The 11,681-nt window shown below is 37.0% G+C and carries 11 protein-coding genes; all 11 read right to left on the bottom strand.

Going from position 1 to position 11,681, the window contains the following annotated elements; translation table 11 throughout:
• Positions 1 to 46 precede the first annotated feature (46 nt).
• The 11 genes from ACOFKR_RS05245 to ACOFKR_RS05295 are packed head-to-tail and all read right to left on the bottom strand — an operon-like array spanning position 47 to position 11,638.
• Entirely contained in the window at positions 47 to 1,303 is a 1,257-nt protein-coding gene (locus ACOFKR_RS05245; protein ID WP_419802969.1) for a hypothetical protein, read from the bottom strand.
• The gene (locus ACOFKR_RS05250) at positions 1,287 to 2,558 is read right to left on the bottom strand and encodes a glycosyltransferase family 4 protein (protein WP_419802970.1); all 1,272 of its coding nucleotides are present in this window, start codon (positions 2,556 to 2,558) and stop codon (positions 1,287 to 1,289) included. Before ACOFKR_RS05250 ends, ACOFKR_RS05245 begins: the two co-directional genes overlap by 17 nt.
• Complete coding sequence (locus ACOFKR_RS05255) at positions 2,525 to 3,439, bottom strand: hypothetical protein (RefSeq protein WP_419802971.1); 915 nt, start codon at positions 3,437 to 3,439, stop codon at positions 2,525 to 2,527. Before ACOFKR_RS05255 ends, ACOFKR_RS05250 begins: the two co-directional genes overlap by 34 nt.
• A 55-nt stretch (positions 3,440 to 3,494) precedes the next feature.
• Positions 3,495 to 4,541: a glycosyltransferase gene (locus ACOFKR_RS05260; RefSeq protein WP_419802972.1), complete on the bottom strand. Its 1,047-nt coding sequence runs from the start codon at positions 4,539 to 4,541 to the stop codon at positions 3,495 to 3,497.
• Complete coding sequence (locus tag ACOFKR_RS05265) at positions 4,528 to 5,580, bottom strand: acyltransferase family protein (protein WP_419802973.1); 1,053 nt, start codon at positions 5,578 to 5,580, stop codon at positions 4,528 to 4,530. Before ACOFKR_RS05265 ends, ACOFKR_RS05260 begins: the two co-directional genes overlap by 14 nt.
• A gap of 39 nt (positions 5,581 to 5,619) precedes the next feature.
• Positions 5,620 to 6,882, bottom strand: coding sequence for a glycosyltransferase (locus ACOFKR_RS05270; protein ID WP_419802974.1), 1,263 nt, complete (start codon positions 6,880 to 6,882; stop codon positions 5,620 to 5,622).
• Positions 6,879 to 7,811 (bottom strand): glycosyltransferase family 2 protein, encoded by a 933-nt coding sequence (locus ACOFKR_RS05275; RefSeq protein WP_419802975.1) that lies wholly within the window; start codon positions 7,809 to 7,811, stop codon positions 6,879 to 6,881. Before ACOFKR_RS05275 ends, ACOFKR_RS05270 begins: the two co-directional genes overlap by 4 nt.
• Entirely contained in the window at positions 7,808 to 8,713 is a 906-nt protein-coding gene (locus tag ACOFKR_RS05280) for a glycosyltransferase (protein WP_419802976.1), read from the bottom strand. Before ACOFKR_RS05280 ends, ACOFKR_RS05275 begins: the two co-directional genes overlap by 4 nt.
• Complete coding sequence (locus ACOFKR_RS05285; protein ID WP_419802977.1) at positions 8,710 to 9,654, bottom strand: glycosyltransferase family 2 protein; 945 nt, start codon at positions 9,652 to 9,654, stop codon at positions 8,710 to 8,712. The genes ACOFKR_RS05280 and ACOFKR_RS05285 overlap by 4 nt, the downstream gene beginning before the upstream one ends.
• A 5-nt stretch (positions 9,655 to 9,659) precedes the next feature.
• Positions 9,660 to 10,559, bottom strand: a complete 900-nt coding sequence (locus tag ACOFKR_RS05290; RefSeq protein WP_419802978.1) for a glycosyltransferase family 2 protein — start codon at positions 10,557 to 10,559, stop codon at positions 9,660 to 9,662.
• A gap of 2 nt (positions 10,560 to 10,561) precedes the next feature.
• Positions 10,562 to 11,638 carry a glycosyltransferase gene (locus tag ACOFKR_RS05295; RefSeq protein WP_419802979.1) on the bottom strand — a complete coding sequence of 359 codons (1,077 nt, stop codon included), beginning with the start codon at positions 11,636 to 11,638 and terminating at the stop codon, positions 10,562 to 10,564.
• Positions 11,639 to 11,681 lie beyond the last annotated feature (43 nt).

Genomic DNA, 11,681 nt, shown 5'->3' on the forward strand with positions numbered 1-11,681 from the left:
TATTATAAGGATAAAAATATGGGGAAATGATGAGTACGCGTTTCAATTATGCAAGCGTTTGTGCAACTACGTTTAAAAATTTCCGGCTTTCTGTTTCCCAGTTAAAGGTGTTTTTGGCCGCATTAAAAGCAGCTTGTTTGGTTTGCAGCAATACATCCGGCCGATCGATAAACTGCTTCAAAATGGCCGCCAACCCGGTTCCATTTCCTTTTTCATAACAAAAACCCAAGGCCGGGTTTTCGTTTAAAAACTGCTTTTGCGCCGTTGTATCGGTTGCGGCAACAGCCAATCCGGCTTGCAAATAAGTAAAAATTTTATTGCTGAGGGCTGCATCATTGTTTGTACAAAAAGCAGGTTCTAAAGCCAAGCCAACATCAAATTGTGCTGCAAACGCAATGAGTTTATCGGCATAAACAGGTTGATGAAACAGGATGTTTGGCTTGCTGCCGAACTTTAAACTGGCTATAAATTCCTTTAGTTTTAAGTCGATTTCACTGGACAGAAAACCTAAAATATGCAATTCTATTTTTTCGTTTTCCAATAATCTGATAGCTTTTAAAACATCCTGCAAACCACGGTTTAAGCCAACGGATTGCGAAAACCAGAACAGCTTTAACGGCTGATCCGGCTGTGTAATTGGTGCCGATACTTCTTTTACCACCGGAAAAACGTTGAGGATAGGATAGATTTTTTGCTGCGGAAACAACGCCTGATACAAGTTAGCGATAGGCAAACTGCCCGCAGTTAGATAGTTGGTTTGCGGGAAATATCGATTTTCGATCCCCGTTTTCAATATTACATCCGGGTTTGCAGCATCGTTGGAAGTTTCGTTCCGATGAAAATCTTCCGCATCAAAACCGCATTTGACTTTGTTTTTTTTTGCCGCAAAAACAGCAACCGGCAACGCGGCCAGATTGTGTGCAATGTATAAATCAGCTTTTGCGGCAAGGGTTTTTTTTAACTGCCAGGAAAAATAACGGTTGATGGCATGGCAAAAAATGAAATCCGATTTTTTGCCCCGTAAAAGAAGCATGGCACACAGTTTTTGTACCGTGGCTGCTATATGATCACGGATTTTTGTACCGTTTGATTTTGATGTCCTGTTTAAAGAATCAAACGTAAAATCCGGATTTTTTTTGAGGATAACTGCATCAAAATCAATTAAATAAGGAACGTATCGTGTACAAACCAGATGTACTTTGTAACCATTAGCGGCCAACGCCTGTGCTTCTTTGACCAAACGCGGGTTGCTGGCCAAATGGCCCGGCGTAATCAGGCAGATTTTTTTAGTTGCTGTTGCCAATCCGGTCTGTAATTTCTGTAATCAACTGTTTTCTAAAACTTGCCCAGGGATAAGTTTTTGCTTTTTCCAGCGCAAGTATCCGCATATTTTTCACTTGGTTTTTGTTCAAAACACAACATTTTAAGCAATTGGCCAGTTGTTCTACACTGCCAGCATCCAGCAAAAAACCATCTTTGCCAGCAGTAATTACATCCGGTCCGCCAGAGTTGTAAGTGGTTATCACCGGCAAACCCTGCGCCATGGCCTCGGTAATCACCATTCCAAAACCGTCGCACAATGTAGGTAAAACCAGCAAATCTGCTTTTGCCATCAGTTGCAGCAGTTCCGGTTGCAGTACGTTGGGTATAAATTTTACATTTTCACTTAAACCTTGCCTGATTTTTAGCGGTAACTGGTTGCTGCCGATCATCCATAATTCTGCTTCTTCAGCCTTAAAATCACAATTTTTCCAGGCCTGGTAAAGCAGGTGCGTCCCTTTGCGCAAACTTTGGTTGCCTGCGCAGATAAAAATCGTTTTTGCAATGCTGTTTTTATCGATGTTTTTTACGGCATCCGGGAAACCTAACGGAATGGTGATGATTTTTTCTGCCGAAACCTGTGCATCGACCAATGTTTTTTTGGTGAACGCGGAGTTGCAGATAATGTAATCGCAAAGGTTCAATTCCTGCTCGCGGCGGTGGTTCCTTCTTTCGGATTTTTGATCGGTAAGCAGTCGGGTTTCTGCAGAAATCAGTTCCGGGTATTTTTTAAGCTGATCTTTGGCCATGTTCTCAAAAAAAGCAAAATGCTGACTGGGCTGCTCGTAAAAAGATTTAATCCCGACGTTTTTAGCTTGTTTTAAGGTTGATAACGAGCAATGTTCGTAAACATGTACCCAATTTGTTGCCGGGTTGAGTTGTTTGCCCACCCAATTATCAAAAGCCAGTTCGCCAGATTCCCAAATAAAATCTGTAACGATTGGCGACAATATTTTAGCAGAAATAATCCGCAGTAATTCAAACCGGTTAAGTGTTTTTATTTTTTGCGGAGGAATGTTTTTCAGCGTTCTCCGGGACAGCTGCCGAGCAAAATCCGGAAAACTTTGGGAAAAATACCCGCTAAAAACAGCATCAGGCCGATAGTATAAAGTGGTGTAAAATGCGTGCAGCAATTGATGCTCCTGATAAGCAGTTGCGGTTTGCTGTACATGCGGGCCAACGCCCGGATTTGCAATAATGCCTTTCAATAAGCTACAGGCTGCAAATATTTTTCCCACGCTGGCAAATCCAAAGTTTCCTTATTGGCCTGCCCGTTTGGGTAATTTCCTTTTTCAATTTCTAAAATAATCTGTGGCAGCAAATCTAAAAACAATTGATTTTTTTGTTCAGGATGGATCAGCCAGCCGTGGTTCAGCAGATAATAATTTTTAAAACCGGCACTTTTTAGCCGGTTGCAAACCATGGTTTCCAACGCTGGCGGATAAGTTTTTTGCATCCATTTCCGCAGTAACAACTCGCGCCTGTATTTTCCATAGATAAAAGGAGTAGTGCTGAGCATTTTTAACCGGTCGAACAAGGTGCAACGTGTACTAAACCAGTAAGTTGGGTCAATTTCTACAGCCATGTCCTGTTTCATTACTGATGGTGCCGGTTGCGGCGAAACGGCGATACAATCCGCATGTTTCCGCAACAGATCAATACCGGTCAGCACCCAGTCAACCGTTAGTTGGTGCAGCAGCATATCACCATCGTACCTTACCAAATATTGCGTTTTGCAGGCTTCAAAACCAGCCAGATAAGCCGTAATAGGCGCACCGCGGTAATCATGTGTGGCGGTTACGCGGTTGTTTAAATATTTTTTGTGCAGATGCGTTTTTTCGGCATATTGGCTTAAAATCAACACTTTATCTGCCAGGCCAACAGCTTGCATCTGGCAGGCAACAGCCGTTATTTTGGCTAAACTGATGGAATATCCGGGTTCTTGGTAACGATTTTTATGATCGTAAAAAGCGGAATACTGTGCTTTGGTATCATCAATAATTACAATGATTTCCTGTGCCTGCCAGCGGTGTGCTTTTGCTAAATGTCCGGCTGTTAAAGCGGCATAAGCAGCATCGCCGGGGCATAGATTGATAATGAGCGTAAGGTCAGCAGGCATAAAAAATACAGGTAAAAACAGTATGAAAATGCTTGCTTTGCCCCGGCCTGTTACCTCATGTTTTGCTGTTTAATCTGGTGTTGATCAATTTAAAATACAGCTTTTCAAAACTTCCGACCAACACCTGCTGACTAAAGCGCTTTTCCGCGTCATGGCGGCAGTCGTGTCTGCTGATGTGGTTTAGCCGGGCAACAGCATTTACCATATCCTGGTTTGTACGGCAAAGCCAGCCGTTTGTTCCGTTCAGTACAACTTCTTTTGTGGCACCGCGTTCAAACGCAATCACGGGCGTTCCGCAGGCTAATGCTTCGGCCATTACAATTCCGAAAGGTTCGTTCCATTCAATTGGCATCAGTAAAGCACTTGCAGTTCCAAGTAGCTCATTTTTTTGTAAATCGTTTACTTCCCCAATATAGCTGATTTGTTTTTGATCGATAAAAGGAGCAATTTCCAAGTCAAAATATCCCTGCGCATATTTCGGGACATTTCCTGCAACAATCAGTTTTCTGCCTACTTGTTGTGCAACTTTTATAGCGGTATGCGTTCCTTTTATCGGTTCAATCCTTCCTAAAAAAACAAGCGGCGCATCATCGGTAATGCTTTCATTAAACTGATAAGCTGCCATAGAAACCGCATTGTAAACCGTATTTGCCGGGACAAAAGGCTTAATTTGATTGGTTATATAATCACTGCAACCTGTAAAATGCATACTGTTTTTAGCGGCTGATTTTATGGCTTTTTTTACCTGCGCAATAGTTGGTTCACGCTGATAACTCATGATTTTCGGAATACGGAACGGTAATAATGCTGAAAGATAAGCCAGCCTTCCAAAACTATGGACAACATCCGGAGGGTTTATCAAGAGCCTGCTTATCAAAAGCGTGTTTCTGATTAAATCATATTTAGTTTGACCCATTGCCGGGTAAGCATAAAAATGATCTGCCGAGGTTATAGAATCACGGTGGGCAAACAGCGTAATTTCATGTCCGTTTTTTTTCAACCCTTTAATCAGTAAGTCAATGATTCTTTCAATTCCGCCGTAATGTGTTGGCGGGACAGGTATTTCCGGATCTGCAATGAGGGTAATTCTAAGTTTCGCCACAAATAGAATATTTTATTTTTTTAGACCAGTTTATTGTCGGTTTTTCAATAACAATATGAAAAAGATAAGCAGCAATGATGCTAATCAACAAGGCTGTTATAATTGCAACATCTTTTTGAAAATCAGTTTTTGCAAATCTTAAAGACAAGTTAATTACGCGCCCGCCAATTGGTATATGTACAAGGTATAAAGGGTAAGAAATGGCAGAAAAAAAACTAAAAATTTTATTCTTTGGAAAAGGGATTATAATAATTGATATAGTAATCAGGCTAATGACAAAAATTACAATATTGCTTAACATAGCCATTAAAGTTATTGCCGAGAGTAACAGCAAAATGGGTTTCGGATATTTATCATCGTAAAGAATAAAATAGATTAAAATGCCGATGCAAAATAAAGGCAGATGTTCAAATATTAAACTTGTGTTGCTAATCCGGATATAACTTAATGCCAACAAGCCAATGATGATCAACATAAAAACACAAACAGATTTATTAAACAGCGGGAAAAGCAGGCCGATTAAAATATAGAATTGAAATTCGATGCCCAATGTCCAATACACATTGTTGATATAAGTATTAGTTGTGAAATTGTTTAAGTATCCAAGATGATATAATAAGTTTTTGTAGGAAACAGATACTGTATTGTGCGTAACAAGGGCCGCAATATAGGCTACAGTTAATGTAAGCAGGATGGAAATAAGATAGGACGGCTCTACGCGGACTAATCTTTTTTTTAAAAAAGTACTAAAGTTGTTTAGTTTATAATTTACCGGTAAACTGTAACAAATGATAAAACCCGATATAATAAAAAACACTTGGACACCTAACCAACCATAACTAAAATAATTGAAAACAGTTAAATGGCTGTTTTTTAAAAAGCTTGAATTGCCGCGCACTAAATGAAACATGCACACACTTAATGAGGCCGCGCCCCTCAAAAAATCTATTTGATAAAGATTTTTTTTACTGCCAATTGCCTTAGCTTTAACTGTTAAAAAATTACTTGTGTTAATTGCCGAACTGTAATTATTGTTCACGCCGATGGTGGTTAATCAGATGGTTTTTCTTTGATGTTTTTATAAGTCATTATAAATTAATATCATTTCTTCTGCCAGTTTATTTAAAGGCCGTGCAATAGGTTCAACATCTTTTAGCAATTTGCCAACAGATTTTTGTGTGATAAAAGAAGCAATGAGCGAACCCAAATATTTTTTGTCCTGATGAGGAAACAGCCAGCCGTTTTTGCCTTCCGAAATTAGTTCTGCAATTCCGCCTAAATTACTCCCCAAAACCGGAACTCCTTGTGCCAAAGCCTCATAAACAACAAAAGGGCCGGTTTCCAAAACTTGTGAAGGGACACAAAGCACATCCAATTCACTTAAAAAATCACGCACTTTATCATTAGATAAATTTTCAGTCCAGCTTGCATTTGGCATGTTTTCAACCCTGTTTTTCAGTTGCTGATAATAAGTTGATTCTGCCAAAACCGGAATGGCGGCAATCTTTAATTCAAAATTTTTGACAGCAGTATTTTTTAAAGCATCAAGCAAAACATGCAAACCTTTTATGGCAGAAACCCGTCCGAGAAATCCAATCACAAGTTTACTTTTTTCAATCTTTTTTGTAGTTGCTATTTGACAAGTTTCGATTGCTTGTCGGCACAATGCTGTTTTTACCTCACTAAGATTGTTTTCTGTAAAAGCTGCTTTTTGCCAATTGCTTACTACAACTAATCTATCCAAGTTTAAGTTTAACTTTGCAAGTTCGTTTTTTTTTCGGGTTACAACTTTTGCCAGATTTTTTGGAAAACCGGTTGCCCTGACCGCAAAAGTAAGTAACCGGTTTAAAGGCTCCGGCACACCTTGATTTTGCAAATAGCAACTTAAACATTTCTGTTCTTCAACTTTTCCGTTGCAAACTTTCTTTCCATTTTGCATCAAAGTGCCGCGTAAGCAAGTATGTGAAGCAATGTGCGAAGTAAGTACCGTTTTATATCCGTTTTGCTTAACTGCTTCTGCGTGAAAAGCACTAATTGAAGTGGTTAATGTATGAAAATGCACCACGTCTGGATTGATTTTTTGTACAGTTTCAACAAAAAAACCCAAGTTATCTGACGGTTTTTCTCCTGAAATTACAATTGTTTCTGGGTTTTGATTGAAGGGTATATAGTGTACAACAATCCCGTTATAGTTGGATACTTTTCGCCCGGAATCTGATACACTCAAAACTTCAACCTGGTGCAACTTTTGTTGCAAAGCTTTCGCCAGGTTGTAAACATAAAGCTCAGTTCCGCCGGAACTTTGCGGATAAAAATATTCTGTTACCAGTAATATTTTCAAATCAGTTTTCTTTTTAATGAAGCTATTTTTTCTGCATTTCGATAGCCAAAAACCTGACTTGTTCTTTTGATCAAAGTTGATTTCTGCGGAATGTAGCCAGGTGCAATTTCCAAAAGTAAATCAATTGCCTGATGAAAAAGTTTTTGATCATTGATTGAAAATTCGGTAATACAATAGCGCAAACTTTCTATCAATACAGATTTTTTTTCAGGATTGTTTTGTAAATCATTTTGCCAGATGTGATAAACTTCGCTGGTATTTAAAAAACAATCTTTCACAAAACTCAAGCTGTTGCGTTGTGATAAAGATCCCGCTTGATTAATTCGGTATTTAGCCATAACGCCAGGTGTGTAAACCAATTTTCCACCCATAAAAACAGCATCCAGTAAATAACGGGCATCCTGGATAACTGGTAAATTATTATTCCAAGTCAGCTTTTCTGCAATACTACGGGCATATAAAATTGCAGCAGGCGGTCGCCAAAAATTCTTGAAAATTGTAATTTCCGGATCATCTAAAACGAGACCTTCAACCAAACCTTCTGTTGTAGTTTGATTGTTTTTTTCAGAAAACTTCTCAAAATCGCCGTAAGCTATGTCTGCATTATTAGCTAAAAGTGCTTTCAGTTGTAATTCAATTTTACTTTTTGCCAACAAATCATCAGCATCTAAATACTGAATATAATTACCTTTGCAAGCATTAAAACCATTTTGCCTGGCTGTACTTGTGCCCTGGTTTGCTTGTGTGATAAATGTACAATCGGATTGATAATCCTGTAAAATCAGCGCCGTTTCATCGGTAGATCCGTCATTAATTACAATAATTTCTATGTTAAACAAACTACTTTTTTGTTGCAAGGCTGATGCTAAAGTTGCAACAATTGTTTGTGCCGAATTATAAGCAGGGATAATTATCGAAACCAAAATCATCTGTAAAAAATAGATTTGATTTTGATGATGATCCGGCTTGAATAACTCCTTTCAAACCATTCTTTCAACATAAATGAAATTGGAAAATTGCATTTTACCGGTTCAGGATTTTTGATGACATATTGGTACCAAAGATCATGATAGGCAGTTGGTGGTTTGGCCGGAGATCGGGTAAACAGCCAGGGCTTATCTTTGCCGGTACAATGCAGAAAAGCCTGCGGCCTGAAGTTGGCAATATGGTAAAACGGATGTTGATTGATGTTTACCGCGCGCCAGTCGGGCATTTGTATGCTGGCCATTTTGCTGGTCGGCAGGTTTTGGATTACGGCGTTAAATGTGTCCTGATCGCCCATTGGTAGTTTTGGATTGCTGAACAAATAGGCTTCCGGATCTAAATAAGTTTGGTTTAATTGTTTCCAGTCTTCTAAAATCCAATTATGATTTTTGAAAAAGCCGGCAAAAAAACCGGAATTGTAATACCAGCAAGTTGGATTGCCTGATGCTTCTTTTACCGGGTAAATTTCCTGCCAGTATTGCCTGCGGATTTCGTGCTCGGTAACGATGCCATCTACACAAGTAAAAAACTTATTTTCAAGTAATCTTTTTTCAATTTCTGTTATTAATCCCCCATCCGTCAGGATAATATCGGCATCAAAATAAATAAAATATTCTGATGGATGTTCAAGTAACAAAACGGGTTTTAAATTGATACCATTCCAGTTAGAATTTAGTACAACTTGCGTTACTTGTTCAACGTATTCTAATTCTTTCAAATACACATCCGTACCAACAACAACCTGATTTTTAACACCATTGGCCCGTAAAGAATTAATCAACGCAAAAGCACCGTACTTGTAATTGCCTTTTGCTATCGTGTAAATTGTTGCCAGGGGAACGTTCACAAAGGTTTCTGAATTTGAATGTTCGGAGAAGAAAAAAACCTGAACTTAAGCAGGTAATATATAAAATATATAAAAATTTTTGGCGAAACAAACCAAACTTGTTTTCGGCTTTGTAAAAACATACTTCTTTTACGGGTTAAAAGTAAGCAGGTTTGTGCCCAAACTGATGCCCAGGTTTTACATTGTGCTACGTTTAGTTTAATATTGTATTTTTTTTTAAGGTAAGCAATTACTTGTAACCCTTCAGAAACAAACAATCCTTGCTCGGTTGCTTTTAGTGACGTATTTTGCTGATGTTTCCTGAAAAAATTTAGTTTTTCCGGATAGAAAGCAACCTTGCCTTGCATTGCAATGTTACACCAAAAAAGCCAGTCGAAAGCAGTTTTGTAATTGTTGCTTTCCAATAGTAAGTTTTTTTGTACGGCTTCTCTTCTAAATAAAACTGCACTTGCATTAACAATTGACGGGCTGGTCAACATTTTTTGTCGTACAAAAATGTCTCCTTCAAAAAGTTTAGATTCAATGTTGTGTTTTTGTTCAACTATTCTCCAGCCAAAATCATCGCTTTCAGAATCAGAATAAACAAGTGTTAGTTCCGGGTTTTTTTCTAAGATCGTAACCAGGGTTTCTAAAAAATCAAGCCGGGAAGTATCGTCGCTTTCTGCAATCCAAACATATATTCCTGTTGCAAGTTCAAGTCCTTTTTTCCATTGTAAAAACGGGCTTCCACTGTTTGTTGGATTATAAATAACATGTGTTACTTTTTTGTTTGTTTTGTAATTATCGATGATTGTTTTACTTGAATCTGTAGAAGCATCATCCAGGATAATAATCTCAAAATTAGTATAAGTTTGATTAATGACAGATTCAATACGTTGTTTTAAATAATTAGCATGGTTATAGCTGGGTATTACTACAGAAATAACGGGAGCGAATTCCATCAATTTTATTTGCTGCTGCTAATTAGTTGCTTAAAAAAAGAAAAGGGTTTTAAAACCAGGTTTCCGACTTTATAAGAATAGGATTTTTTTGCTAATTGCAAATCTTTTTTATTTTTTTTTATTACTTCCGTAGAGCAATGATGATATTTACTAAATATAATGTTTTTAAGTTCGGGGGAATTAACAATGTTATGGGCAAATACATAGGCGGATAATGTATTTTCTTTTATAAATTCATATTCGTTTGTCATATTGTTGTTATGCCTTCTGTAAAAGGCATAAAATTCATTTATGAAATGGTAATCTTTAATATGTTTGAAAATCTCAATCCAAAACAGCCAATCTTCTTTTGCTTTTAATTGCTCATTAAACTCAGGCATAATTTCCTTTTTTATAATTCCGCAATGAATAGGAATAACAAAGGCAATATCCCAATCAGTAATAATATCTTTAAATGTGATGTGCTTGTTTATACTAAATTCAGGGAGTGTATATTGATTTAAGTTATCATTATATAATTTAAAATTACAAAGTACTAAATTGCATTCAGGAAAATTATTTATATAATTAGCAGCGGATAAAAACTTCTCTTTATGGATAAAATCATCTGCATCTAAAAATTGTATATATACTCCTCGGGCAAATTGTAAACCAGCATTTCTGGCACTCGAAAGCCCTCCGTTTTCTTTTTTAAGGTATTTAAAGCGTTTATCCAAATTGCAAAATCTTTTTGCAACATCGGCAGTGTCATCCGGAGATCCGTCATCTACAATGATACATTCCCAACTGGTGTAAGTTTGATATTTTACACTATCCAAAGCTTCTGCTAAATATCGGGCTTGATTATAACACGGAACAATTACCGAGATTAACATGTCAGCTTTAGATTGAATTTTATCTGCCATGCTTATACAAGTTCTGCTATAAATTTTTCCATTCTCTGCTTGTATAATTCTATTGTAAAATATTTCTTGTACAAATCCTGGTTTGCCCAAACCATCTCTGCTTTATCGGCTAAAGTTGGTTTCTGGATGTTCAAAAGCAAAATATATAAAGAATTAAAATCCAAAGTATCTAAAGTTAGTATTCCTGATGATTTATCTTTAAAAAAAGTATGGCCGCCAGTTAAAGTAAGAATTATGGGTGTGCCTACGCTTAAAACCTCCATAACACTTAAATCAAAATAACTGTTTTCATTTGTATTTATCACAAAATCTACACTTGCAATCCAATTGGCAGGGTTTACTTTTCCTAAGGATATTACTCCTTGCTGGTTTTTTTCTTCACCTTCTCCTGCAAGAAAAAGGTTTATATTTTGACGATGTACTCTGGTTTTTTCAAATGTTTTTATCAAAACATCAAATCCTTTAATATGGTTTCTTCTTCCAACAAATAGTAAATTTACGCTGTCCTTATCTAATGGAATTGTAAATGCGTTGTTAATAGACTGCGATGAAGAAAGTATATAATTAATTTTTGAACTTTTACAAATCAAAGATTTATAAATCAAAGATGAATCAGGGTTTGGAAATATTAAATGGTCCGCTTTTTTAAAAGTAACAAGTTCAATTTCTTTAATTTTGTTTATACTGTCTTCACCGCTATCCAGATTTTTAAACTCTTCTGAAACCAACTCTGGTGCATGTGATTGTAAGATTATTTTCTGTGTTTTTGGAATATAATTTAAGCAACCATATAATGAAAAAATATCATGAAAGTATATATAATCAAACTTAGCGCAATTATAATATTGATAGATTTTGCCAGCAGAGCCTGTAAAATTAACTAACCAGGAATTTTTTTCTTCCTCGTTAAATACCTGACTTAATTTTTTTCTTACTTTTTTAAAAAAATCAGGTTTATAGTTCTGCTGAAGTGTCTGAAGCGTAATCAATCCCTCAATTTTTTTGTCAAGGATATTCTGTCTGATAAAACCAGATGGCCCACCCTGGAACTCATCTAAATTATACTTTGAGAATACCAAGACTTTATTCTTGTATGATTTTAAGTGGTTCAGGGTTTAGATA

The organism is Mucilaginibacter sp. (assembly GCF_965201005.1).
Taxonomy (GTDB): domain Bacteria; phylum Bacteroidota; class Bacteroidia; order Sphingobacteriales; family Sphingobacteriaceae; genus Mucilaginibacter_A.

Bases quoted from the DNA above. Each gene is read 5' to 3' on its own strand.
- ACOFKR_RS05255 (WP_419802971.1), bottom strand. From the start codon at position 3,439: ATGCCTGCTGACCTTACGCTCATTATCAATCTATGCCCCGGCGATGCT.
- ACOFKR_RS05275 (WP_419802975.1), bottom strand. From the start codon at position 7,811: ATGATTTTGGTTTCGATAATTATCCCTGCTTATAATTCGGCACAAACA.
- ACOFKR_RS05285 (WP_419802977.1), bottom strand. From the start codon at position 9,654: ATGGAATTCGCTCCCGTTATTTCTGTAGTAATACCCAGCTATAACCAT.
- ACOFKR_RS05290 (WP_419802978.1), bottom strand. From the start codon at position 10,559: ATGGCAGATAAAATTCAATCTAAAGCTGACATGTTAATCTCGGTAATT.